The following is a 25,756-nucleotide window of genomic DNA, read 5'->3' on the forward strand; positions in this document are numbered from 1 at the left end:
AAGAAGAACCGTTCGGAATTTTGAGAATTCCGAACGGTTCATTTATTATAAAGGACTTATGTCACAGCCCCTTTTTAATCTATTGAATTAGTTTGAAAACCTGGTCTTCTGGAAGATAATCTTTATTCCCAGCTGGCTGTTCGATGGACCCAAATGGCATTTCTGCACGTAACTGCCAAGTTGTGGGAAGATCAAAGGCTTGGTGAATAGCATCATCAATCAACGGATTATAGTGTTGAAGGCTGGCACCAATGTTTTGCTCAGCCAATGCTGTCCAAACTGCCTGTTGGGCGCCACCAATGGCTTGTTCTGACCATGGCTGAAAATTATCGGCATATGAAGGGAATTGCTGTTCTAACTGATGAACAATTTCCGTATCAGTTAAGTATAAAATGGTTCCTAATCCTGCACGGAAAGTTGCAATCTTCGCTTTGGTTTTCTCAAATGCGGCTGGATCTTTAACAATTCTTTGTAAGGTCGTTTCCACAATGTCCCAAACTTGGTCAGATTTTTGACCAAATAGGACGACTGCCCGCACAGTCTGACTATTAAATGCACTCGGTGAATTACGGACGGTGGTTTTAACCAAATCAAAAATTTCTGTGGTGCTTAGATTGATGTTTTCACCCAAGGCGTAAATGGATCGGCGTTGACTAGCTAATTCGTTAAATTTAGAATCCATGACTCATCCCTCCAAAAATTTTAGTAGTATATGTTACGATTAGTTTAACTTACAAAAAGTTAGTAGTCAAGAAATTTATTGAGAAAGTTAATCAGAAAAATGTCATCAAAAATGTCATCTTAATAAAAGAGCCAAGATCAAGTGATCCTCACTGATTATGCTTCATCAATGGTCACTTCACCAGCTACGTTGGTATTGAAAAACCGATCAATATCTTTGACTCCCATTCCTTGGCCAAGTCCCCACATTAACTTGGTGATAGCACTTTCTGACGTCATGTCACGGGCACTGATGGCACCTTCAAGAAGTGCTTGGCGACCGACTTCATACTTGGTTAAATCACTTCGCTCGTAAAGACATTGGCTGGCTGCAATTACCGGAATCCCTTGACGGATTAATTCGCCAATGGCCGCGGCAACGTTGCGTCGAATAAAGGTCATGCCTCCAAGTCCGTATGCTTCGATCACAATTCCGTGACAGCCGTTTTTTGCTAAGGCATGGAGTAGTGTAGGGTCAAAACCAGGGAATAGTTTAATGAGTGACACATTAGTGTCAATCGCAGTATTTAAAATACATTGCCGTGGTTGCCACTGTTCAGGAAGCTTAATTTCTAGACCGTCAGATGTAACTTCAGCTACGGGTGGGAAATTAACGCTTTCAAAAGCGTTAAAGGCTGTCGTTCGAACTTTTACTGCCCGACAGCCACGCATGACTTTGCTGTCAAATGCTAAGTAAATTCCAGGCTGTAAACTTGCAGCTGCTGCAAAAGCTAGGCGCATATTGTCTGGCGCATCGCTGAGCAAGACATTGATGGGTACCTGACTACCAGTGAAAACTACTGGAATATCAATATTTTGCAACATGAAAGTCATCATCGAAGCGGTATAAGCCATTGTGTCAGTACCATGAGAAACCACAATTCCATCATATTCATGGCGATACTTATAAATATCCTCTGCAATTACTTTCCATTCTTCTGGTTGAATGTTTGATGAATCAAGATTGAGAATGTCTTTAACGTCGATCTGGTAAGGAAGGTTTCCAACCATTTTCAGGAGGTCTTCACCGGATTCGCCGGGCGCCAGTCCTTCGTCAGAAACTACCGAGGCAATTGTGCCACCAGTCGATAATAAGAGCAATTTAGCCTTTGCCAATTTAGTCACCACATTTCACTATAAATTCTAATTTCATTTTAAAAGCCCCCGCTTGTTTACACAAGAGGGGGCTTAATTTTAATGATCGTTGGCATCGTCTTGAATTTTAAACGAAATCAAAAGACCAATTACAACCAGAGCAATCGTAAAGTAAAAACCATAATGAACACCGTTTGTGAAAATGAAGGCGTTACTACCACTGACTGCGTGGCGACCAACTTCAAGAAAACTGGTTGCTAATGCAGTAGCAAGCGCGCCAACAATTTGTTGCATGGTGTTTAAAATGGTACTACCATCTGCTGATTCATGACCATTGAGCGCATTTAATGCACTGGTTTGTGAAGGAGACATCGCCAAAGGTGTCCCAATCATTAGAATCACGTGAGCCATAATGACATACCAAATGGGAGTTTTAGTGGAAACCAATGCAAGTAAAATAGCACCGATTAAAGCAATGAAAAGACCCAAGCGCGCTGGTATTTTAGCGCCAATATTGTCATACATTCGACCGGCAATGGCTGAAACAATGGCATTAACTAATCCTCCAGGAAGCATGATGATCCCAGTGAGGGCAACGGGTAAAACCATCCCATTCTGAATATATTGTGGCAACAGATACATTGCAGAAAGAATAATTCCAAAGTCAATCATGACAATCGAGGCCCCGGTCCGGAAGTTGGTGTGTTTAAATACGCGCAGGTTAAGAATCGGTTCATCCAACTGCAATTGACGGTAACCATAGAACACAAGAGCAAGGACCCCAATGATCAGTGAACCGATTACTTTAACGGATAACCAGCCGCTTTCACTGGCAAAACTAACACCAGCGATTAAGCCAGAGAAAGCTACTGCTGAGGAGACAATGGAAGTAACGTCGACGTGGGGTTTGGTCAATTTAGCAATATTTTCCAAAGATGTGATTGCAAATATTAAAGCAATTGCTAGGAACGGTACAAATGACCAGAAAACCCAACGCCAGCTGCCAATTCCTAGTAAGATCCCAGTTAATGTGGGTCCAATTGCAGGGGCAAACATAATCACAAGGGCACACATCCCCATAACGGCACCAATTTTTTGTGGTGGAAAAATCTGCATTACAACAGTAAACATCAGGGGAAGAATTAATCCGGTCCCAATCCCTTGAATCATTCGACCGATTAGAACTATTGCAAAACTATTACCCACCGCTGAAATGATTGAACCGATAATAAAGTCACAAAGAGCGAAAATAATCACTTGCCGGGTTGAAAACCACTTAGTGATCAGACTAGAAAGTGGGAGGATAATCCCGATAATCAACATGTACCCAGTGACTAACCATTGAATAGTCGACTGATTAACGTGGAGCTGAACCATGAGTTGGGGAAGGGCAATGTTAAGTGAAGTCTCACTAAACATGCCAACAAATGCTCCCAACATCATACTAACCATCGCCAGCTTCGGATGGTGGACGGAAACCCGTGCCTGTAAGTGCACTGTTTCTTGCTGATCCATAAAACCAAACTCCTTCTCAAATAATCTTAACGGTAATTAATACCAACGATTGATTACTCTACCAGATTTAAAAATATTTCGTAAGGATTTTTTGAAAATCCATTGAACTTTTTTAAAAACGATGTTATATTTAAATAGTCGTCAGGGGCGATAAGTTAAATATTATTGGGCTATAGCCAAGCGGTAAGGCAACGGTTTTTGGTACCGTCATGCGCTGGTTCGAATCCAGCTAGCCCAACTGTTAAGTCATCACAGTTGTGATGGCTTTTTTGTTTATTTAAACAAAAAAATAATCGTCAGCCGATTGCTGACGATTATTAATTAAAACCACTTACTTAATTTCTTTGTGTTGACGACTAGCAAAGAGAAGAATAGCCATCCATACCAGAGTAACAATTAAAGAAATCAAGGTACTTTCACGCATTGTCATTGTCACTGCAACAATGGCAAAGAAAATCAAAACGATGTAATCCGAAATCGGGGAAAGTGGCATTTTAAAAGGACTTTCCTTAGGATACTTCTTGCGGAACTTTAAGTGGGTAACGACAATTGCCCCCCAAATAAATAGGAAGCTTGTGGTGGCTACACTAGAAATTAATGTAAAGACACTACCGGGAACTAAGTAATTCAGGGCTGCTGATAACGTAATTAGCAGTGCAGAAATTAAAATCGCAAAGGTTGGTACTTGAAACCGCGAAATGTGACTGATCATCCGTACTTTTGGATTCGGTGATTTATAGGTTAATTCAGCTAACATCCGGCCAGTCGTGTATAAAGCGCTGTTACATGATGATGCCGCTGCAGTAATCACAACAAAGTTGATGATGTCGGCAGCTCCGTTAACCCCAATATCTTTAAAGACCATTACGAACGGACTGGAATTAGCGTTTAGCAAGTTCCAAGGGAAAATCGACATAATAACCGCTAATGATCCAATATAAAAAATTAAGATTCGGACTGGAATGTTGTTAATCGCTCTTGGAATGACATCTTCAGGGTCTTGAGTTTCCGCAGCGGTCATTCCGACCATTTCAACCCCAGCAAAGGCAAAGACAACCATTGGCAGGGACTTCAACACTCCAGACCAGCCGGTTGGAAAGAAACCGCCATGGCTAATCAGATTCATCGGCGTGGCGACTCCAGCACTTGTGTGGTAGCGGAAAAACATTAGTCCAACCCCGATTAAGATCAATGCGATAATGGCGACAATCTTAATTAGAGCAAACCAGAATTCTACTTCACCGAAGGCTTTGACAGTAATTAAGTTGATACAAAGTAAAATCGCAATGGTAATTAATCCCGGCACCCATTGCGGAAGTCCTGGTAACCAGAGCTTGATATATACACCAATCGCAGTTAATTCGGCCATGGCAATCGCGATCCAACTCGCCCAGTAGGCCCAACCAATAACAAAACCAGCGCGGTGACTCCAGTATTTATGAATAATATCAACGAATGAATGGTAATGGACGTTGGTCATCATCATTTCACCCATTGCCCGCATCATCCAGAAACAGATGAGTCCAGTAATTAAATATCCTAAAATAATTGATGGTCCGGCAAAGTGGATTGACTCACCAGAACCCAAGAATAGTCCAGTCCCGATCGCGCCACCGAGGGCAATCATTTGAACGTGACGATTGGTTAAACCACGTTGTAATTTATTAGAATTTTGCGTGGTATGATGGCTATCATCAGCCATTTAAATTCCTCCTTTAAGTTCATTACAATTAATGAACTATATATAAATATTAATCAAATTCTCATAATATTGCAAATCTGATGAGGTCATTACCTCCGAAAGCGAGTGATGTTCCTATTATACCGCATTCCCTTTATGAGAGAACAATAAATCAGCATCATGTAAACATCTAATGGTCGATTGGTTGCGTTAGCATTGGTAATTCACTTATAATTGTAAAGATTAATTGCGGAGGAGTGGACAGCATGTCACTAATGCTTTCAACAGTTTTTTTGATTGGGGCAGCCATCATCGGCATTGTGATCCATCGACAGTTTTTTAGCCACGTGGCGAGCAACTACATTAACTTAGTTCTTGGCATCATGATCGGGTTAGTTCCGATGCTGAATCACATGGTGGCAACGTTTCATTCAGAAATGTTTATGGGAATGGTGGTAGCGCCACTCCTGTTTTATGACGGGATGGAGACACGGTTCTATAAAGTCGCTAGAGAGTTTCGTGTGATTATTTCGTTAACTATCTTCATGGCCTTGCTTTGTTCGCTGGCGGCTGCTTTTGGAATGGCAACAACGGGAATTGTTAGCTTACCGTTGGCGTTTGTTTTAGCGGCGATTAGTACGCCAACCGATGCGACTGCTAGTGAAGCTGTTGCCCATGGGCTGATTATTCCTGGTACTGAACGGGTTTATCTTAAGTTGGAATCCTTATTTAATGACGCGTCTGGGATAATTCTTTTAAATATGGCAATTCTCTGGTATGTGAATGGTTATATTAATTACGGACAGACAATTGCTAATTTTATGTATTCTGCGGTTGGCGGGGTTATTTTTGGCTTTGTCGGTGGCGGAGTAATCATTTTCCTTCGTCAGGCCCTGATCCGGTCACATATTAATTTGGTCAATACGGCCACCAGTACTGGGACCCCCTCTAAAATCATTTTTTTAGCAACCCCGTTTGTAATTTACTATCTTGCGGAACATCTGCACATTTCCGGAATTATTGCCGTCGTTTGTACCGGGGTGTTACATAATGCCGAAATGGAACGGAGCAATTTACTCAATCCGCGAGTAATTTATGATTCACAAATGCTTACAGGGATGTTAAAAGAGCTTTTGAATGGGATCGTCTTTATTATTTTGGGAATAATGATGGTGCGGATTACTAACAACAATAATGTGGTTACCCATCCCGAAAACTGGATTGTTCTAGGAATTATTATGTATGTTGCAAATGTAATAGTGCGTTTTCTCTATACCTTAATAGTACGGCGCTTGAACTGGCGACAAGCAATGATTTTTGCCTTTGGCGGGGTGCACGGGACGGTTACATTCGCGTTAGCGTTTATGGTTGCCCAAACGGCAGTCCGGCGCACCGATTTTAACCTGGTGTTAATGGCGGAAGCCGTTTTAATTGTGTTGAGTTTGTTAGTGCCAACCTTTTTATTCCGCGTAGTGTTAAAGCACCGGCCTGGTGATCAGACAGTTGCTAAAAAGACGATTCAAATTCGAGATGGAATGATTAAACATGCGATTGAGAAAATCCAACGGATTTATCTCCCGGACGAACTGCGGGAACTGATTTTGTATGATTTGCAAACTCAGCGGATGAACACTTCAATCAAACATTTTATTCAAGAATTTAAGCGATCACTCCGTCGACCTGGCTTATCTCCTGAAGAGACGAACACATTGGATATGGCATATCGGTTAGCATTTCGCGAAGAACGCGAGTATTTAAATGAAGTTTCACAACAAGAAGACATGGATATCATTACGAACCTATATTCAGAAATTCTGATGGCTGAGATGGTAGTACTAGATCATTAACGGAAGAGGAGATTGACATGGCAATTAAATTAGTGGCAATTGATATTGATGGTACATTAATTAATGACGAGCGAGCAGTGACACCCAGAACTATTGCAGCGATTAAACAGGCTAGTGCTGCTGGCGTTAAAATTGTCCTGTGTACGGGACGGCCAATGACTGGTGTCCGTCCATTTTTAAAGCAACTTGACTTGGATCATTCTGATCACGAATACGTGGTGGCTTTTAATGGTGGATTAGCGCAAGATACTAATGGTCAAGTGATTGTTAATTATACGGTCGATTTTGACGATTACATCGATATCCTTGGCTATGCAACTAAACAGAACGTCAAGTCAGTCATTGAAACACAAGATTATATTTACACCACGAATCAAGACATTAGCCCATACGCGGTTCATGAATCCGGCTTAGTGTTCATGCCAATGCGCTACCGCTCCCTTGATCAAATCAACTCGATGCGGGATCAACTGGTGATTGGTAAGTTTATGATGACGGATGATCAGGCAAAATTGGATGATGCTCATCGCCAATTGCCAGACGGCCTAGCAGAGCGCTTCAAAATTGTGCGTAGCGAAGATTTTTATCTGGAATTTGTTAACAAACGGGCCGGAAAGGGTGCCACTTTGGCGGCACTTTGTGACCACTTGGGGATTGAAGCATCGGAAGTGATGGCCATTGGCAATGCGCAAAATGATGAATCAATGATCGAATATGCCGGAGTGGGAGTTGCAATGGGTAACTCGATTTCTAGTACAATCCAAAAAGCTGATGTGACGGTGGCTGATAATAATCATGATGGAGTCGCCGAAGCTATTCAAAAGTATGTCTGATAATAAAACCGTTGGCGGAAAAGTCCGTCAACGGTATTTAGTATTCTATTTTTCAATATATTTGACAAATTGAGTGTAATCTTGATGAACCTGATTGGCATATTGGACGGCCCAGTCTGCTAAGTCACCGTCTAATTCTTTCTGATGTTTTAAGTAACCGCGAATCATTGGAGCGGTCGGACTTTGGTAGTGGGCCATTGCTAAAAGCAATACACAGGTTTCACAATACAGCTGAAAGCTTGGCAAATCTAATTTGGCAACATTGATCGATTCTTTCATATCACGAAACTGCCGAACGTAATAACTCCGCCCTGCAAAGCTGGTCGCGCCAAGGAAAGGATCCGAAGATGATTGCAGGGTTCGTTGTGCGGTCACAATGCGCCGGCCAGCCCGTTGCCCATTGGCGATGACTTGATTTTTAACCAGTTGCTGTATGTTGTAACGGAGGGGCAAGGCCTCTTTCATTTGAAGCACTAACGGAGTGCCGTCATTTCCGGTTAATAAGAAGAGATAACAGCGAGTGCCAAAGCTTCCCACCCCAACACTATAGCGAATCAGGTCGGAAATGTGAAAATTGGCTAAAAACACTTGAATATCTGGCCGAACGTGCTGACGGTATTTACGGAAGCCCGCTAGCAATTGTTGATAACGTTGCTCGCTGACGTGGCGTGCCCGGGGAACGTTTTCCATAAAATGGTACTCTCCATCAGGACCGATGCTGGCCAGCTTTTTAACCGCCTGAGCAGAATTCGAATGGTGACTTTTTTTGAGGATCCGCTTCATTACGGCTTGAATCGTTTGCGGTTGTTTGTGGTGATCGAGTAGCTGGATGGTTTTGATCATATCCGAGTATTTGAAAGAGAAGTAGTAACGTTGAAAAAGGGCATCCTGGTTAGCACGTTTCACAGCATGGCGATAGGTCTTCGTGAGCCTTTTGAGCAGGCGGTGCAGGTCTTCTTGATCAAACCCATTCTCTTCACCGGCTAACTGGGCACTAACTAATAGTCGCTTCAGATCACTTTCCCAGTTGCCGATTCTTGCTTCATCGAAGTCATTTAATCCAAACAGTAGTTGACGTTCAGGTGAGGCATAAAAACCAAAATTTTGGATGTGGGCATCACCACAGATAATAATTGGTAACTTGCTTTGGTGCTGATGTTTGAGATCTCTTTCCATTAATTCAGCAGTTCCACGAAAAAAAGCAAATGGGCTCGCAATCATCCTTTTGTGACGTAGTGGCAATAGTTCTGGAATCATATTATCCTCAGTTTTTTGGATGGCTTTGATGGGGTCGCGGTGAACTGGCACATACTCGCCTAACTTGGTGCTCGCCAGGATTGCTTGCCGGTGTTGACCTAATTGTATTAACTCGTGTTTTGACTTGGTAATTTGGACGGCTTTTAAATCGAAAATATCTAATTGCGGTTCCATAGCAGCCTCCTTCTTGGTTTTCTCCTTCATTTTAAAATTATTTTACCAATTGTAAATGGGTGTAAAAGGCTTGGTGAGCATATGGTATGATTTTTGATAGAGACGGAGGGATCGAGATGGGAACAAAACGAACAATTCACCTCATGGGCACCATCATTACCCTAGATTTACAGACAGCATTGCCAAATGTTGAGCAACTTGCGGATGAGGCCATTGACCGACTCAAACGGTATGAACAAATCTTTTCCGCCAATGATGCCGATGCAGATTTAATGCAGGTTAATCGCCTCGCTGGTCAAAAGCCGGTCAAGGTTAAGCCGGAGTTGTTTAAACTAATCCAGTTGGGTAAAGCATTCAGTCTATCTCCAGACGGTTACCTGAACATTGCCATTGGACCACTAGTCAAGCTTTGGCACATTGGCTTCAGTGACGCACGCGTCCCTGATGATAAATCAATTCAAGCGCGACTAGCATTAACGGATCCCAGGTTGATCCAGCTCAACGAGCGTGACCAAACCGTGATGTTAGCGAAAGCCGGCATGGAAATCGATCTTGGGGCCTTAGCAAAGGGGTACAGCGCTGACCTAATTAAAGATTTTTTAGTTCGTTCAGGAGTCACCTCCGCGGTCATCAATCTTGGTGGCAATGTGGTCGTGATCGGCGGTAACCAGCAGCGAGCTGATGGAATGTGGCATGTTGGGTTACAAGACCCGCACCAGCCACTGGGAAATTACGTTCGTGTTTTAAACTTAAAAAATCAGTCGATAGTAACTTCGGGAATCTATGAACGAAATTTAACTAGTCATGGGCACTTCTACCATCATATATTTAATCCGGCGACTGGCTACCCGATCCAGACGGTAATGGCTAGTTTATCCATTATCTCACCACGGTCGGTGGATGGTGAAATTTGGACTTCGATGCTGTTTGGCCAATCTTGGTCACGGATTCAAAAAGTGGTTTCAGCGTTGCCGGATGTACAAGCGGTTGCCATCCAGCGAGATGGTAAGATCCTAAGCTGTGAATAGCACTTTAAAAAATGATATACTAAAAAGAAAAATTGGGAGGGAGCAACATGGATCATTTTATTGCAATTGCTGGTTCAAATCGTAAAGGTTCAACCAATAAAAAACTGATTAACTTTATGAAAGAACGGTATGCCAAAGTTGCTGAGATTGAAATTTTGGACATCAGTCAATTGCCAGTCTTTTATAAGACTCCTGATCGGTCAATTCCTGAAGCGGCTCGTCAAATGGGGCAGAAAATTGCTCAGGCGGATGGGGTAATCATTTCAACTCCAGAATATGATCATGCGGTGCCCGCGGTATTGATGAATGCGTTGGCGTGGCTTTCATATACGATCCACCCATTTAAAGATAAGCCTGTCATGGTCACAGGAGCGTCTTATGGGACGTTAGGCACTTCTCGCGCCCAGCAAATTTTACGGAAGATGCTTGCTTCACCAGAGCTCGCTGCACGGACAATGTCAAGTTCGGAATATATGCTGGATCACTCGCTGCAGGCCTTTGACGATCATGGGGAATTAAAGAAGACGGAATTTGTGGACTTATTAGACCAAATCTTTGTTTGTTTTGAAACGTTTGTGAAGCAGACCCGTGAATTTCAGTTAGCAGCGGACCATGCCTTAGAAGAAATTAAGCAGTTGGAACTAGGAAAATAAAGATTGAGGTGAACTCAGATGAAATTAGTTGGGATTGTGGGCTCAATTGCAGAGGATTCATATAACCGTAAATTAATGATGTACATGGCGAACCACTTCCGCAATTATGCAGATATTGAGGTGGTCGACATTAAAGATGTTCCAATGTTTAATGAAGATCAAGACGCCACCAATAGTGCACCCATCCAATATTTGAAGCACCGAATTGAAAATGCGGATGGGGTGATTATGGCAACTCCTGAACATAATCACACCACGACAGCAGCGTTGAAGAGTGTAATCGAATGGCTCTCGTACAAGATCCACCCATTAGAAAATAAACCGGTCATGATCGTTGGCGCTTCCTATTTTGCTCAAGGTTCATCCCGGGCCCAACTAGATTTACGGGAAATTTTGGAAGCTCCCGGTGTCCGTGGTTTAGTCATGCCGGGAACAGAATTCTTACTGGGCGATGCTAAGGAAGCTTTTGATAAACAGGGTAACTTGAAAGATGGACAAACGGTTAAGGTATTAACTAACATGATGGAAAAGTTTGTCAAATGGGTTGACGTTATGAAAGCTCTGCAAGGCCCAGAACCGGCAGATGCATGGAAAAATGAAGACTTGACTGCCAGCGGGAAAACCGACACGACAATCGAAGGGGTTAAAATGAAGGATCCTGAATGGGTCGAAAAGGCGGCTAAAATTACTGAGGCCGCTTCTGGTCATGACTATGTTCAATTAGATCGGGGCGTGCTGACGGTTGATCAAATTAATTGGTTCTTGAAGTCGATTCCAGCAGAACTAACGTTTGTTGATGATAATAATCAATTTCTTTACTACAATCATAACCAACCAGCAGAACGGATGAATGCTTCACGGCGACCAGAGCAAGCTGGATTGCCATTGAGTGAAGTCCATCCAGATATTCGGAACGTCCATGATCATGTCAAACAAGTCCTGCATCTTTTGCGAACTGGTAAGCAGGAAATGTTCCAGCTTTCTGAACCACAAGATCGGAAGAACGAAAAATGGGTGGTTAATAACTACCAAGCGATGCATGACGAAAGCGGCAATTACCGTGGGACTAACGAAATCGTGCTTGACTTCTGGCCAATCGTCAAGAAATACTTGGAAATGACCGGGCAAAAGTTAGTCGATGATCCGGATAACGTGGTTGATACAGGTGCTTCTGCCTCGGTCTCTGAAGACAAAGATGCAAAAGCAACCCCAGATACCGGGGCCAGTGCGTCAGTAGCAGAGGAAAAACCGACAGCACAACCAGATACTGATGCCAGTGCATCTGTTGCGGATGATTCAAATGACAATCGACCGGATGATGATACACCGGACACTGGGGCAAGTGCCTCTGTTAAATAATCCTAACTTATAGTATAATTGCTAACATTAAGTAAGCTAAAAGAGGGATACAATGGAAAAACGAGTTTATCTCGATAATGCCGGAACAACGCCAATGTTGCCTGAAACGATGCAAGCGATGAATGATGCAATGCATGAGTTTTGGGGCAATGCGTCCGCAACGAATTATTATGGTCGCGAGGCCCGCGGCGTGTTAGAAAAGGCTCGTCATCAAATGGCGAAGTCAATCAATGCCAAGCTTGATAGTGAAATCAACATTACTAGCGGCGGGACCGAAAGTGATAATACGGTCATCTACCAGACGGCGCGGGCTCGTCATCATGAAGGTAACCATATCATTACGACTAAGTTTGAACATGAAGCGGTGTTGCGTCCATTGGAAGACCTGGAAAAGAATGAAGGCTTTAGAGTCACTTACCTGGATGTTGATGAAAACGGGCAGATTGATTTACAACAATTGAGAGATGCACTTGATGATGACACAATTTTAGTTTCCATTATGACCGTTAATAATGAGGTTGGTAGTCATTTGCCAATTCATGAAATCGGCGAAATTGTGAAGGATTCTAATGTTTGGTTCCATACTGATGCAGTGCAAGGGTACGGTGCAGTACCGATTGATGTTCAAGCTGATCATATTGACTTGCTTTCAGTTTCAGCTCATAAAATTAACGGGCCCAAAATGATTGGTTTCCTATATCGACGCGATGGGATTAACTTTCCACCATTAATGCGAGGCGGCGATCAAGAGATGAAGCACCGTCCGGGAACGGAAAATGTTCCAGCTGCAGTCTCCTTTGCTAAGGCAATTGAAATGCATTTTGCGGATGGTCAGCTTGAAAAGAACGCTGCCCATTATGTTGAATTAAAAAAGCAACTCATCCAAGGACTGGATGAAAGTCAGATTGATTACGAAATTAACGGTAATTTGACTGATAATATGGCGCCCCAAACGATCAACATTTGGTTTAAGGGGATTCGTAATGATGCCTTGTTGGTTAATCTAGACCTGAACGGGATTGTTGGTGCCGCTGGTTCGGCATGTACCGCTGGCTCACTGGAACCATCGCACGTTTTAGTTGCTATGTATGGGGAGAACAGTCCGCGCATTCATGAATCACTGCGTTTTAGTCTTGGTATGACAAATACCGCCGATGATATTGGACGGTTGGTGACCGAATTACGTAAGATTATTCCGCAAATGAAAGTTGAAGCTGCTAAAAAAGTTGATTAACCAAATAAAATCGGTAATCCCAGAAATGGAGTTACCGATTTTTTACGTATTTATATTAATGAGGGGAGAGTACCAATGGAAAAATTGGTTAACAACGATCCAGAACAGTTAGGCCAACTGATGCGCGAAGCTGGATATTCATTAGAAGAAATTGGACTGGTTCTCCAACTGGTCAAGGCATAAAAAAACGGTGCCGTTGACGACACCGTTCACATCCATTAGGGTTGTTAGTGGTTTATAATGCTTTTATCACGTCTAGAACAATAAAGAAAATCACCGGGACGAGTAATGCTGGAAGCATATCGACCGTTTTAAATTGGCGAATCTTTAAAAGTGAGAGTCCCGCTGCGACAATTAGGAATCCGCCAACAATTGACATTTCAATAATAAATGCCGGTGAGAAAAAGCTCGCGGAAAGAAACTTCGCAATCAGGTAGATTAAAGACAGCCAAATGAAGATTATTGGCGTTTCTAGTAACATTCCCCAACCAAAGCCAGCACCAAAGATAATGGCACAGACCAGGGTAAACATGGCATTGGTATACAGCATGGTTTGGTTGCCGCTAGTTGCCGCATAGACTGGCCCGAGGATTGCGAGGGCACCAATACAGTCGAGAAAACTTGCGGTGGCGATTCCCTCACCAACTCGGGTGGAGAAACGGGAATTTAACCATTGATTTGACCGATCATCCAATTGAAGATAAGTTCCAATCGGAAAACCAATCGCCATACTAATAATGAACAGGATGGGGTAGTGGCTTTTGGGGAGGTTTGCAACCACGGTCTGCATTCCTACACCCAACGCTGCAAAGCCTAGTACCATCCAAAGGGCATCTTTATAACGATCTGTCAGAAAATGCTTGACGATAACCCCAATTGCAGTACCAAAAACCACTGCTAACGTGTTTGCCAGAATTCCAATCATTTCTTTACTCCATTCGTGAAAAAGCAATGATTTAATTTTACTAGAGCGGCAGTTTAAAAGCAACATTATTAGTAAGCAAATAAAATAATTATTATTGGCGGGCAATTCCCCGACCTTTTCCGTTGACAGGACACAATGAAATTCGCTAAACTTTTCATGTAAATGTTTTCATTGGAGATGAGGATAATGATGAAGCAAGTGTATCAGCTCACGACGAGTGGACAAGTTGTCATTGAACAAGCAGACGGGCAACAACTCACCTTTAGTAATGGTGGGGTTGACGGTGAATTTCAAGTCTTCGTGACCGACATTGATCCGGTGCCGGAACTGTTTGAGCAAGTTGGGGAGTTAGCCGACGGCGATTATGTGGTTAAGGGGATTGCCATCGGTAAAGATGTACCAGAAATCAGCTTTCATGGTCATTATCTGGTTTATGGCAATCCAGAGGATGGCAATGTAATGATTGTCAAACGACCTTAATCTTGCGCTTTAGAAGCGAGAATGCTAAAACTAAAAGGGATGGAAACCGGCAATTTCCGTTGCTAATATTATTTGAAACAGAATGGAGAACTTTATTATGGCAAAACACAATGCAAGTACAGCCCAAGACTATAACCAAAAGGGGATTAAGTTGGCGGCGACTGGGAACCCAAAAGAAGCTTTTGAACAATTTAATCAGGCAGTGAGCTTGAACTATAGTCCGCTTTATTTTGGCAATCGGGGAATGATTCAGTTCGCAGGAATGCCAACGGCAGGCGAAGACCGTAAGCACACCATGGAAGTTCATCCGGCACGGACGGCGGATGACTTTATGGTAGCTGCGTTGCTCTTATTTGAACGGTATTCTGAAGTCAATGCCAAGGATCCGGTGACAAAAGGTCAAGCGGCCACTTGGGGTGCTGGAATCATGACCTACCTTTATGGTGCAGGTTGCATGATGTTTATTGAAAATAATCCGCTGGTTAAACCAACGAGTGAAGATTATTACGCAGTGGACTACTTTAAGAATTACATGATTTCCTTTGTCACGGAAAAGGATGCTGCCCAAACCTTCAATTCATGGATTGATATGGATAAGGCCTTTGTCACTTTCTTAGCGAAGATGGCAGAAGATAATCATGATAAGCAACCGGTCTTTGATCAAATGACCAATGTCGCCTTACTGTATGCTAAGCGGTTGAAAGATCCAGAATATTTAAAGGCGGCTCGCGAAGATGTTAAGCAAGTCCTGGGTCATGGTAATCGAGTTGATGAATTGCGGGTGATGGACCGGACCCTCTTTGGTAATACGCACAAGGATGATGAACTGTTCTTCAACCCAGAAAATTAAAAATAAATGAGAAAGCGGTTGACATTTTCTCATTTCAAGGTGTAAGATGCTTTCAACAATTTAATTAGATCAATAATAAATTGTGATGGAGTCGCTAATTAGTGGAGCCACAGGGAGTACCAAGCACTGAGAAGGTATCTCAACTAGTTGGTTAAAGATTACAATTGTCAGCTCCCTTCCGAGGTAGCTTGGTAGCACCCAATATCGTGCAACGGATCGCGAATTAATTTGCTGTCCGTTTGAGGTTGCAGATGTGAGTCGGCAACGAAAAAAGGTGGTACCACGTGTGAACGTCCTTTGTTCTTGATGAACAGAGGGCATTTTTTTATTGATCCAGAAATATTTGAAATTTAATAGCTGAAGGAGGAAATTTCAATGGTTAACTATCATTATTCAAAAGCAGTGCCACAAGATGGCGTCGATACCGTCGGTGAAATCTTAAAAGTTGCTGCTTCACCAGATGTGATTTCGTTTGCTGGTGGCTTACCCGCACCAGAACTGTTTCCAACTGATCAGCTGCAAACGGCTACTGATCGCGTCTATGAAACCGCAGCCCAATCGGCACTTCAATATACCAATTCCAATGGTTTCCTACCGCTTCGCAAAATCTTAGCGAAACGGATGGCCACGCGGGGAGTTGAATGTGATGCCGACAGTATCGCCATTACCACAGGCTCTCAACAGTCAATCGACCTCATTTCACGGATGTTTTTGAACCGTGGCGATACGATTCTGGTTGAAAAGCCAACCTACATGAGTGCTTTAGACGTCTTTCATACTTATGGTGCCAAGATTGTTGGTGTGCCGATGGATGAGGACGGGTTAAAAATGGATGCTTTGGAGCAAGCGCTGCAGGACCATCCAGAAGCTAAATTCTTGTACACAGTGCCAACCTTCCAAAACCCAACTGGCCGAACGATGCCGGTTGAGCGACGGCAAAAGTTAGCGGAACTTGCCCGTCAGTACGATATTGTAATCATTGAAGATGATCCGTATGGTCAATTGCGCTTTGCCGGGAAAACGGTTCCCGCAGTCAAGAGTTTTGATACCGATGGGCGGGTCTTTTATCTGAGTACGTTCTCCAAGACGCTGACGCCCGGACTACGAACCGGTTGGGTAGTGGCTGATCATGATTTTATCAAACATTTTACGGTGATTAAGCAGTCAGCGGACCTCCATACGGATAATGTTTCCCAACAAGTCATTGCTCGGTTCCTCACAGATTTTGATCTGGATAAACACATTGCCAAGATTCGTAAGGTCTACCGACAACGGGAACAGTTAATGATTGATTGCATCGTCAAGTACTTCCCGGCTAACGTGGAATATACTCATCCAGAGGGTGGTTTGTTTATCTGGGTGGCAGTGCCTGGCATTACAGATACTCAAGCGCTGTTTGATGAATGTATTAAAAATAATGTGGCCTTTGTGCCAGGAGAACCATTTTATCCAGATGAAGTGGTCCCTGGAACTTTCCGCTTGAATTTCTCGAACATGAGCGATGACAAGATTGAAGTGGGAATTCAACGGTTGGGACAGGTAATTGCTGATTTTCAGCAAAACTAAATCGGTAACATTGCTTATGAAAAAAGGACCGCAAATGCGGTCCTTTTTGTTATTTCAGCTGGTAATGGTGAGCCATGTTAATGACCCGTTTGCGCAAATTAGCCACGGCTTGCCGCGAGATTCCTAATCTGGTCGCAATTTCGCTTGGTCGGTAGCCCAAATATAGCATTTGAACGTACCGGCGTTGTTGAGGAGTGAGTTGTTGCAAAAGTGACCGCATTAATTGGCTAATTTCGCAGTTAATAAATTTAACTTCAGCGGTTAAGTCGCGTAAAATTTTTTCCTGCTGCATTTGCGCGTCGCAATCGGCAAATTCCTTATCAAGTGACATTTCAATTTGCTGACGACGGCGCGTTTGATTTCTTAACTGATCAATTAGACGCCAGTAAAGGTGTTGATAAAGGTAACAGTAGCGAGGGTGATCATCATGATGTTCCGAACGATGCTGAGTATCATAGGACAGCATTCCCCGGGCCATGATAAGACGGGCTTCTTGTTCATAATCGGGCCGGTCAGGGTGATAGTGATCGATATGGAGTCGTTTAAGAACACCGAAAATAATGCATTGACATTCCGTGTCCTGGTAAGTGGTTTTTAGATAATCATTAAGTTGCAAAATTAATTCATCCTTCAGTAATTTTCTCGGGCCCGGTAGGATGAATATTAGCGAACTATGTAACGGAAAACGATTAGTAGAAAATGGAAAAAAGGGTCTAAATTTGATGTTTTCAAGGCTAAAAGTGGCTGAATAGTTGGTAAATAATACCTGATACAGGATATTACCATTCGAAACGATGAAAGTGTGATTTGCTGAACGGCTGCTTAGTCAAATTAGTAGATTGATGATTGACAGTAGACCATCTTTCCCGTAAATTAATGGGCGTCAACTAAACCGGTTATTGACAGGAAATTGTTAAAGGAGAGAAATGATGACGGAATCGACGTTTAAAACGCCCACTTTTGCCACCATTGAGGAATTGAAGTCCGGCAAGATTGAGGTCGTCACACAATATCGCTTAACTTGGAAGAATTTTTTAATCATTACTCGTTATGGTGAAGAACAAACCTTTGTCTTGCTGAGTAATGGCGAGCGGGTCATTATTGATCAGCCGCTCAAGGTTGCCATGCGTGAATTTTCTACTGTGAATCACTGTTATAGTCGGTGCAGCGTCCCGTATTATGAGCTATTAGGTGAACATCACCCAATTCGTGCCTATGTGGCCGGTCGTAATTTACTGGTGCCATCGATGGGGACGCAAAATGCGGAGATGGTGTACTACATGGTCAAGCCGATGACTGACCACTACTTTACAAAGGACCAGCAGGGGATGATCTTGGCATTTGAAACCCCGCAATTATGCGTGAATGTGCGGGTACCAGCGTATCAGAAAAAATTTGAGAAAATTCTCCATCAAGCCAATGCCATTTCTCAGATGCATTTGACCGAACTGCATGAAACGGTGCATCGGTACGGGCTTGAACAGGAGTGCGGATGCTATGGCAATCAGGATTATGAACAGGCCCAGTTGACCGCTCGCGCCTTTGAAATTAAACGCCATGTTTATGGTTATGTCCTTAATACCCTGCATGAACGACTGTATGGCGAACGATTGAGTGATGAGGCGATGCAGCATTTACTAGAAGTGTTATTTGATACTTTTAAACGATAATTAACATTTGCAACGCTTTTCATTGATTAGTGACCTTTGCTATAATATCCCTATTTAAAATGGTTGCGACAACATTAAAGTAAGAGGAAATTATGAAAGTTATCGATAATTCAGTAATCTTAAAGATGTTCAAGCTGACGGTAGATGATAAACAGCGCCGAGCTTTTAATGAAGTTGGTAAACGGAATATGGTGACATCGGTTACGATTGAAAATGGTACGTTAGCAATGTATCACACTGAAAATGAGCAAGGCCAGAATGTGATGCTGGAAGTTTATGATGGGGCCAAGGCCTATGATCAGCATCGACAATCACCACAGTTCAATGATTTTTTGAAGGTTGCTGAGGACGCCGTTCAAGACCAACAAAAATTTGAGTTAATCCCGCAATTTTTAGGTGAGCAGGAAGTTTCATTGAATGTCACCACCGATAATCAGATGCGGGTGAATATCGTTCATTTGACGGTTAAAGCTGGTTGTGATGCCAAGTTAAAAAAGCTGTTAACCGATTATTTAACACAGGCCATGCAAGCCGAAACGGAAATCTTGGTGTGCTATGTGGCGCAAAAGCAGGATCAGCCCAATCAATGGTTAACTTTCCAAGTTTTTCAAAATGAGGAGACCTTTAAGAACTACGTTAATTCCGCTGGCTTTAAAGAAGTGCAAAAGCAAATGGCGCCGTTGTTAGATGGTCGGCAACTCGAACAGCTGGATGGTCGCGTGTTGATGAATAAAGGACATTACTAGCAATGAATGATCGTGCGGGAGCGCGGTCATTTTTTGTAAAATAATTGAATAGTTACGGTTTATTTAAGGACATTCAGATTATATAATTTATTTAATCATTAAAATTCAGCTTCATAGTAGAATTAAGGGATGTCAGAAAATAGTATATATTTGAAGGTGTTATGTTACGTAATTATTAGGAGAGACTATATTTACTAAAATATGGAGATTTACTCAAACATTACTGCAAATGAGATACAGTATACATTTGGAAATTTTATGAGGAGTTTTACTTTTGGCAACTAAATCAAAAGAATTAAATATTGAAGATAAATTATGGAAAGCAGCTGATGCATTACGAGGAAGCATGGATGCTTCAGAATACCGAAATGTTGTATTAGGATTAATTTTCTTGAAGTATGCTTCTGATTCATTTGAAGAGCGGCGTCAGGAATTATTGAAGACAGATTATCCCGATGACGCTGAAGATCCTGATATGTATCTTGAGAATAATATTTTTTGGGTACCACAAGAAGCGCGTTGGAAGAAGATTGAGCATGCTGCTAAGACACCGCAGATCGGTGAAGTAATTGATGATGCCATGACAGCAATTGAAAAGAGTAATGATTCATTTCGAGGAATTCTGAGTAAGAACTATGCTTCTCCTGATTTGGACAAGACTCGTCTAGGAGAAGTAGTTGACTTAATCTCTGATATTAAGGTCGGCAATAAAGAGTCAATTGACAAAGATGTATTAGGCCGAGTATATGAATACTTCTTAAACGAATTTGCTAGTCAAGAAGGAAAGCACGGTGGTGAATTCTATACGCCACGATCAATTGTTAAGATTCTGGTTGAAATGATTGAACCGTATAAGGGACGAATTTATGATCCTTGTTGTGGTTCTGGCGGAATGTTTGTTCAATCGGAAGAGTTCGTTAGACGCCACCAAGGGGAACTAAAGGATTTACATGTTTTCGGTGAAGAATCCAACCCAACAACTTGGAAATTAGCAAAAATGAATTTGGCTATTCGGGGAATTGACAGTGACCTAGGACCTCATCAAGGTGATACCTTTACTAATGACTTACATAAGGGTGTACGCTTTAACTACATTCTGGCTAATCCACCATTTAACATTAAAAAGTGGGGTGGAGAAAAGCTACAAGATGATGCTCGGTGGAAGTATGGGGTTCCACCAACAGGAAATGCTAACTATGCTTGGATTGAGCATATTATTAGTAAGCTAGCTCCTGATGGTAAGGCAGGCTTCGTTCTTGCTAATGGAGCATTGTCAACATCAAATAAGGAAGAGCTAGCAATTCGTAAAGCAATCCTAGAAGATGATAAGATTGATGCCATCGTTGCTTTGCCAGAAAAGATGTTTTATTCGACCGGAATTCCAGTTTCACTGTGGTTTGTCGATATGAACAAGGAATCAGCTGATGAGCGTTCACGGAAAGGTGAAACACTATTTATTGATGCTCGTAACCTCGGTGAAATGATTGATCGGACTCACCGAGCATTTAATGCTGAAGATATTAAAAAGGTTGCTGATACTTATCACGCTTACCGTGGAACAAATAAGCAAGAATACAAAGATATTGCCGGATTTTGTAAAATTGCTAAATTAGATGAAATTGCGAAAAATGATTATGTATTAACACCGGGGCGTTATGTAGGGCTAGCTAAACAAGAAGACGATGGTGAGCCTTATGAGGTTAAGATGAAACGTCTGACGGGTGAATTAAAGAAACAGTTTGAGGAGAGCAATAAACTGCAAGCTCAAATTAAAGATGTTTTGAAGGAGCTTGGTTATGAGATATAGGAATGTGTACCTTAAAGATATTGCAGAAATAGTAATGGGACAATCACCTAAGTCGACCTTCTATAACAATGAAGGGGATGGAATGCCTTTTTTACAAGGTGTAAGAACATTCGGTGAAAATTACCCGCAAATAGATACCTATACTACAGCTTTTAATCGAGTAGCTAGCTCAGGCGAGATCTTATTTAGCGTTAGGGCTCCGGTTGGTAGAGTAAATTGGGCCAATCAAAAAATAGCTATAGGTCGTGGATTAGCTAGCATAAAGGTAAAAAATGGTTATTCAAAAGAATATCTATATTATTTTTTTAAGAGAATAGGAGATCACTTAGATTCGATAGCAACGGGAACAGTATTTACGTCGATAAATAAGAAAGAATTAGAAGAACTTAAAATAAAAATTCCAGTTGAATTATGCGATCAAAAGAGAATAGCGAGATACTTAAGAAAAATTGATTTAAAAATTGAAAAGAATAATCAGATAAATGATAATTTAGCGGCTTAAAAGAATTTATTTAGTAAGTTTTTCTTTAACTTGACTAATTCTTTATTTTCAGTACTATTCGTATGAATTTGATCAAATATTGGCTGAGCAATGTTATTAAAACCATCTAATAAATCTTTTGTACTAGGTATTTTAATTTCTATGTTGCTAAAATCTGATTTATTTAAATTTTTGATAGTGGTACCACCACTACCAAGATTTCCAATTTTATTTTTTAAGGATCTTAACTCAAGAAATACCCAATAGGTGTATTTATCATCAAGAATTAATGAATTAATCTGCTGATTAGTTTGAACAGCTCTACCTGCTAATGAAACCAATCCTGGTGTTCCTATGCAACTAACCATTATTGTATTAGCAGGCAAATATTTATTTTTTTGTAAATTAGCTCCCAATATAGAAAGATTTTGTGTGGTTTCATCTATAAATACTTTATTATGCATATCTGGAATTTTAACAAAAGGAACATCAGTGCCATAGTTTTCTCTAACCCTTGTGCTAGGTGTCTTCCCTGTAATAATATTTTTTGCTAATGCCTTTAAAGCGATTTTTCGACTAATATTGTGTCTATATTTATTCCAAATTAATGATATGAACTCAAGTAAATTATCATTTAATCCACAAAGCAACTCTATGTGGTGTATTATTTTTGAAAAACGGAGAATAATACAATGCAAAGAGTGGAGTCGGAGAGAGTAATTCGGGAAATGTTGCCATATCTGAATAATAAGCAACTATTGCAACTGAAAAGTATATTAAGTGAATTGATGTCTACTTCTAATAAGAATGGTGATGATTCGAAGAATAATCAGCATTTGTTGCAGAAATATTTTGCTTCTAAGCGAGCTGAAGGATGTTCTGAGAAATCATTGAAGTATTATGAAACTACTATTACTAAGGCTTTAGGTTCAATTGGAAAAGATGCTAAAGAGATTGTTACTGATGAGTTACGAAACTATTTAACTACTTATCAACGTACTCATAATTCTAGTAAAGTTACGATTGACAATATTAGAAGAATCCTTTCTAGTTTTTTCAATTGGCTTGAAGATGAAGATTATATTATTAAAAGCCCAGTTAGACGAATTCATAAGGTTAAGGTGTCAACAACTGTTAAGGAGACGTATTCCGATGAAGAATTGGAACGACTTCGTGATAATTGTGCTGAATTAAGAGATTTAGCGATGGTTGATTTTTTAGCTTCAACTGGAATGCGGGTTGGTGAATTAGTATTACTTAATCGTGACGATATTAACTTTCAAGAACGAGAATGCATAGTGTTTGGTAAAGGTAATAAAGAACGAATCGCATATTTTGATGCTCGAGCCAAATTGCATTTACAGAAATATTTATATAGTCGAACAGATGATGAAAGTGCGCTATTTGTTTCTTTGTATGAAAAGCATACTCGTCTGACTATCGGCGGGGTAGAATCACGATTAAAACAATTGGGAAAACAAGTAGGGATAGCAAAAGTATATCCCCATAAGTTTAGAAGAACGTTGGCAACAACTGCAATTGATAAGGGGATGCCAATAGAACAATTACAACGGCTTTTAGGACATAAACGAATAGATACGACCTTGCATTATGCAATGGTGAAGCAGCAGAATGTGAAGATAGCGCATAGAAAGTATATAGGGTGATTGAAATTTGAAAGTAAAATTAAAAGATCTTGTAATTATATCTAACGATAGGGAACAAGTTGAGAATGTTAACTTAAATAATTATGTTAGTACGGAAAATCTCCTAGCTAATAGGAATGGCGTAAAATTCCCTGCTAATAATATGCCATCAGCTAAAACAGTTAGCACCTATAAAAAAGGAGATATTTTAGTATCAAATATAAGACCATATTTTAAGAAAATTTGGAAAGCTAAATTTAATGGCCCAAAATCAAATGATGTAATTGCTTTTAGAACGAATAGTCCAAGATTAATGCAAGATTACTTATATGTACTTTTGCAGTCTGATAATTTTTTTGACTATGTAACTAGCACTGCTAAGGGTACTAAAATGCCTCGTGGTGATAAAAACGCAATAAGAAATTATACGTTTGAATTACCAAACTTAAATATTCAAAAGAAAATTGCTAATACTATTTTGGTAATAGAAGAAAAAGTAAAATTGAATAATCAGATAAATGATAATTTAGCGGCTTAAAAGAATTTATTTAGTAAGTTTTTCTTTAACTTGACTAATTCTTTATTTTCAGTACTATTCGTATGAATTTGATCAAATATTGGCTGAGCAATGTTATTAAAACCATCTAATAAATCTTTTGTACTAGGTATTTTAATTTCTATGTTGCTAAAATCTGATTTATTTAAATTTTTGATAGTGGTACCACCACTACCAAGATTTCCAATTTTATTTTTTAAGGATCTTAACTCAAGAAATACCCAATAGGTGTATTTATCATCAAGAATTAATGAATTAATCTGCTGATTAGTTTGAACAGCTCTACCTGCTAATGAAACCAATCCTGGTGTTCCTATGCAACTAACCATTATTGTATTAGCAGGCAAATATTTATTTTTTTGTAAATTAGCTCCCAATATAGAAAGATTTTGTGTGGTTTCATCTATAAATACTTTATTATGCATATCTGGAATTTTAACAAAAGGAACATCAGTGCCATAGTTTTCTCTAACCCTTGTGCTAGGTGTCTTCCCTGTAATAATATTTTTTGCTAATGCCTTTAAAGCGATTTTTCGACTAATATTGTGTCTATATTTATTCCAAATTAATGATATGAACTCAAGTAAATTATCATTTAATCCACAAAGCAACTCTATGTGGTGTATTATTTTTGAAAAACGGAGAATAATACAATGCAAAGAGTGGAGTCGGAGAGAGTAATTCGGGAAATGTTGCCATATCTGAATAATAAGCAACTATTGCAACTGAAAAGTATATTAAGTGAATTGATGTCTACTTCTAATAAGAATGGTGATGATTCGAAGAATAATCAGCATTTGTTGCAGAAATATTTTGCTTCTAAGCGAGCTGAAGGATGTTCTGAGAAATCATTGAAGTATTATGAAACTACTATTACTAAGGCTTTAGGTTCAATTGGAAAAGATGCTAAAGAGATTGTTACTGATGAGTTACGAAACTATTTAACTACTTATCAACGTACTCATAATTCTAGTAAAGTTACGATTGACAATATTAGAAGAATCCTTTCTAGTTTTTTCAATTGGCTTGAAGATGAAGATTATATTATTAAAAGCCCAGTTAGACGAATTCATAAGGTTAAGGTGTCAACAACTGTTAAGGAGACGTATTCCGATGAAGAATTGGAACGACTTCGTGATAATTGTGCTGAATTAAGAGATTTAGCGATGGTTGATTTTTTAGCTTCAACTGGAATGCGGGTTGGTGAATTAGTATTACTTAATCGTGACGATATTAACTTTCAAGAACGAGAATGCATAGTGTTTGGTAAAGGTAATAAAGAACGAATCGCATATTTTGATGCTCGAGCCAAATTGCATTTACAGAAATATTTATATAGTCGAACAGATGATGAAAGTGCGCTATTTGTTTCTTTGTATGAAAAGCATACTCGTCTGACTATCGGCGGGGTAGAATCACGATTAAAACAATTGGGAAAACAAGTAGGGATAGCAAAAGTATATCCCCATAAGTTTAGAAGAACGTTGGCAACAACTGCAATTGATAAGGGGATGCCAATAGAACAATTACAACGGCTTTTAGGACATAAACGAATAGATACGACCTTGCATTATGCAATGGTGAAGCAGCAGAATGTGAAGATAGCGCATAGAAAGTATATAGGGTGATTGAA

Annotated in this window: 25 protein-coding genes and 1 tRNA gene; 17 read left to right on the plus strand and 9 right to left on the minus strand. The window is 40.6% G+C overall.

Annotated features, from left to right (window positions below; translation table 11 throughout):
• Positions 1-79 precede the first annotated feature (79 nt).
• From Q0C76_RS06110 to Q0C76_RS06120, 3 genes are all read right to left on the minus strand, one after another.
• Positions 80-682, minus strand: coding sequence for a nitroreductase family protein (locus tag Q0C76_RS06110; RefSeq protein WP_295731005.1), 603 nt, complete (start codon positions 680-682; stop codon positions 80-82).
• 155 nt (positions 683-837) lie between these two features.
• Positions 838-1,836: an asparaginase gene (locus tag Q0C76_RS06115; RefSeq protein ID WP_295731008.1), complete on the minus strand. Its 999-nt coding sequence runs from the start codon at positions 1,834-1,836 to the stop codon at positions 838-840.
• A 78-nt stretch (positions 1,837-1,914) separates the two neighbouring features.
• Complete coding sequence (locus tag Q0C76_RS06120; RefSeq protein ID WP_295731011.1) at positions 1,915-3,330, minus strand: DHA2 family efflux MFS transporter permease subunit; 1,416 nt, start codon at positions 3,328-3,330, stop codon at positions 1,915-1,917.
• 166 nt (positions 3,331-3,496) lie between these two features.
• Between Q0C76_RS06120 and Q0C76_RS06125 the strand changes: the two genes are divergently transcribed.
• Positions 3,497-3,568, plus strand: a tRNA-Gln gene (locus tag Q0C76_RS06125).
• Positions 3,569-3,661: 93 nt separating this feature from the next.
• Here Q0C76_RS06125 and Q0C76_RS06130 read toward each other — a convergent pair.
• The gene (locus Q0C76_RS06130) at positions 3,662-5,032 is read right to left on the minus strand and encodes an amino acid permease (RefSeq protein ID WP_295731015.1); all 1,371 of its coding nucleotides are present in this window, start codon (positions 5,030-5,032) and stop codon (positions 3,662-3,664) included.
• 245 nt (positions 5,033-5,277) lie between these two features.
• Between Q0C76_RS06130 and Q0C76_RS06135 the strand changes: the two genes are divergently transcribed.
• Complete coding sequence (locus Q0C76_RS06135; RefSeq protein ID WP_295731016.1) at positions 5,278-6,858, plus strand: sodium:proton antiporter; 1,581 nt, start codon at positions 5,278-5,280, stop codon at positions 6,856-6,858.
• 17 nt (positions 6,859-6,875) lie between these two features.
• Positions 6,876-7,691, plus strand: a complete 816-nt coding sequence (locus Q0C76_RS06140) for a Cof-type HAD-IIB family hydrolase (protein ID WP_295731018.1) — start codon at positions 6,876-6,878, stop codon at positions 7,689-7,691.
• 45 nt (positions 7,692-7,736) lie between these two features.
• On the opposite strand, the gene Q0C76_RS06145 is transcribed toward Q0C76_RS06140, so the two are convergent.
• Positions 7,737-9,122 carry a DUF2252 domain-containing protein gene (locus Q0C76_RS06145; protein WP_295731020.1) on the minus strand — a complete coding sequence of 462 codons (1,386 nt, stop codon included), beginning with the start codon at positions 9,120-9,122 and terminating at the stop codon, positions 7,737-7,739.
• A 116-nt stretch (positions 9,123-9,238) separates the two neighbouring features.
• Between Q0C76_RS06145 and Q0C76_RS06150 the strand changes: the two genes are divergently transcribed.
• From Q0C76_RS06150 to Q0C76_RS06165, 4 genes are read left to right on the plus strand one after another with little or no spacing between them, the layout of a single operon-like run.
• Positions 9,239-10,150 (plus strand): FAD:protein FMN transferase, encoded by a 912-nt coding sequence (locus tag Q0C76_RS06150; protein ID WP_295731021.1) that lies wholly within the window; start codon positions 9,239-9,241, stop codon positions 10,148-10,150.
• Between the two features lie 47 nt (positions 10,151-10,197).
• Positions 10,198-10,803 (plus strand): NADPH-dependent FMN reductase, encoded by a 606-nt coding sequence (locus Q0C76_RS06155; RefSeq protein ID WP_295731024.1) that lies wholly within the window; start codon positions 10,198-10,200, stop codon positions 10,801-10,803.
• An 18-nt stretch (positions 10,804-10,821) separates the two neighbouring features.
• Positions 10,822-12,162: an NAD(P)H-dependent oxidoreductase gene (locus Q0C76_RS06160; protein ID WP_295731026.1), complete on the plus strand. Its 1,341-nt coding sequence runs from the start codon at positions 10,822-10,824 to the stop codon at positions 12,160-12,162.
• A 52-nt stretch (positions 12,163-12,214) separates the two neighbouring features.
• Complete coding sequence (locus Q0C76_RS06165; protein ID WP_295731027.1) at positions 12,215-13,396, plus strand: cysteine desulfurase family protein; 1,182 nt, start codon at positions 12,215-12,217, stop codon at positions 13,394-13,396.
• A 235-nt stretch (positions 13,397-13,631) separates the two neighbouring features.
• On the opposite strand, the gene Q0C76_RS06170 is transcribed toward Q0C76_RS06165, so the two are convergent.
• Positions 13,632-14,321 (minus strand): DUF554 domain-containing protein, encoded by a 690-nt coding sequence (locus Q0C76_RS06170; protein WP_295731030.1) that lies wholly within the window; start codon positions 14,319-14,321, stop codon positions 13,632-13,634.
• Positions 14,322-14,507: 186 nt separating this feature from the next.
• Here Q0C76_RS06170 and Q0C76_RS06175 point away from each other — a divergent pair, with 186 nt between their 5' ends.
• From Q0C76_RS06175 to Q0C76_RS06185, 3 genes are all read left to right on the plus strand, one after another.
• Entirely contained in the window at positions 14,508-14,801 is a 294-nt protein-coding gene (locus Q0C76_RS06175; RefSeq protein WP_295731032.1) for a hypothetical protein, read from the plus strand.
• 97 nt (positions 14,802-14,898) lie between these two features.
• Positions 14,899-15,651: a hypothetical protein gene (locus Q0C76_RS06180; protein ID WP_295731034.1), complete on the plus strand. Its 753-nt coding sequence runs from the start codon at positions 14,899-14,901 to the stop codon at positions 15,649-15,651.
• A gap of 375 nt (positions 15,652-16,026) precedes the next feature.
• The gene (locus Q0C76_RS06185) at positions 16,027-17,217 is read left to right on the plus strand and encodes a PLP-dependent aminotransferase family protein (RefSeq protein ID WP_295731037.1); all 1,191 of its coding nucleotides are present in this window, start codon (positions 16,027-16,029) and stop codon (positions 17,215-17,217) included.
• Between the two features lie 49 nt (positions 17,218-17,266).
• On the opposite strand, the gene Q0C76_RS06190 is transcribed toward Q0C76_RS06185, so the two are convergent.
• The gene (locus Q0C76_RS06190; protein WP_295731039.1) at positions 17,267-17,833 is read right to left on the minus strand and encodes a sigma-70 family RNA polymerase sigma factor; all 567 of its coding nucleotides are present in this window, start codon (positions 17,831-17,833) and stop codon (positions 17,267-17,269) included.
• Positions 17,834-18,146: 313 nt separating this feature from the next.
• On the opposite strand from Q0C76_RS06190, the gene Q0C76_RS06195 reads away from it, so the two are divergent.
• The 4 genes from Q0C76_RS06195 to Q0C76_RS06210 all read left to right on the plus strand — a co-directional run bounded on the left by Q0C76_RS06195 (position 18,147) and on the right by Q0C76_RS06210 (position 21,942).
• Positions 18,147-18,887, plus strand: a complete 741-nt coding sequence (locus tag Q0C76_RS06195; RefSeq protein ID WP_295731041.1) for a hypothetical protein — start codon at positions 18,147-18,149, stop codon at positions 18,885-18,887.
• 92 nt (positions 18,888-18,979) lie between these two features.
• Positions 18,980-19,633 (plus strand): putative quinol monooxygenase, encoded by a 654-nt coding sequence (locus Q0C76_RS06200; RefSeq protein WP_295731044.1) that lies wholly within the window; start codon positions 18,980-18,982, stop codon positions 19,631-19,633.
• A 274-nt stretch (positions 19,634-19,907) separates the two neighbouring features.
• The gene (locus Q0C76_RS06205; RefSeq protein ID WP_295731046.1) at positions 19,908-21,440 is read left to right on the plus strand and encodes a class I SAM-dependent DNA methyltransferase; all 1,533 of its coding nucleotides are present in this window, start codon (positions 19,908-19,910) and stop codon (positions 21,438-21,440) included.
• On the plus strand, positions 21,430-21,942 hold the full coding sequence (locus Q0C76_RS06210; protein WP_295731049.1) for a restriction endonuclease subunit S: 513 nt from the start codon (positions 21,430-21,432) through the stop codon (positions 21,940-21,942). The genes Q0C76_RS06205 and Q0C76_RS06210 overlap by 11 nt, the downstream gene beginning before the upstream one ends.
• Here Q0C76_RS06210 and Q0C76_RS06215 read toward each other — a convergent pair.
• Positions 21,939-22,619, minus strand: a complete 681-nt coding sequence (locus tag Q0C76_RS06215; RefSeq protein ID WP_295731052.1) for a restriction endonuclease subunit S — start codon at positions 22,617-22,619, stop codon at positions 21,939-21,941. The genes Q0C76_RS06210 and Q0C76_RS06215 overlap by 4 nt on opposite strands.
• Between Q0C76_RS06215 and xerA (Q0C76_RS06220) the strand changes: the two genes are divergently transcribed.
• Together xerA (Q0C76_RS06220) and Q0C76_RS06225 are read left to right on the plus strand one after the other, a co-directional pair.
• Entirely contained in the window at positions 22,614-23,588 is a 975-nt protein-coding gene (xerA, locus tag Q0C76_RS06220; RefSeq protein WP_295731056.1) for a site-specific tyrosine recombinase/integron integrase, read from the plus strand. The genes Q0C76_RS06215 and xerA (Q0C76_RS06220) overlap by 6 nt on opposite strands.
• 7 nt (positions 23,589-23,595) lie before the next feature.
• On the plus strand, positions 23,596-24,105 hold the full coding sequence (locus Q0C76_RS06225; protein ID WP_295731058.1) for a restriction endonuclease subunit S: 510 nt from the start codon (positions 23,596-23,598) through the stop codon (positions 24,103-24,105).
• Here Q0C76_RS06225 and Q0C76_RS06230 read toward each other — a convergent pair.
• Positions 24,102-24,782 (minus strand): restriction endonuclease subunit S, encoded by a 681-nt coding sequence (locus Q0C76_RS06230; protein ID WP_295731052.1) that lies wholly within the window; start codon positions 24,780-24,782, stop codon positions 24,102-24,104. The two genes, Q0C76_RS06225 and Q0C76_RS06230, sit on opposite strands and share 4 nt — an antisense overlap.
• Here Q0C76_RS06230 and xerA (Q0C76_RS06235) point away from each other — a divergent pair.
• Positions 24,777-25,751 (plus strand): site-specific tyrosine recombinase/integron integrase, encoded by a 975-nt coding sequence (gene xerA / locus Q0C76_RS06235; protein WP_295731056.1) that lies wholly within the window; start codon positions 24,777-24,779, stop codon positions 25,749-25,751. The genes Q0C76_RS06230 and xerA (Q0C76_RS06235) overlap by 6 nt on opposite strands.
• Positions 25,752-25,756 lie beyond the last annotated feature (5 nt).

Origin of the sequence: uncultured Limosilactobacillus sp. (genome assembly GCF_934202705.1) — a bacterium.
Taxonomy (GTDB): domain Bacteria; phylum Bacillota; class Bacilli; order Lactobacillales; family Lactobacillaceae; genus Limosilactobacillus.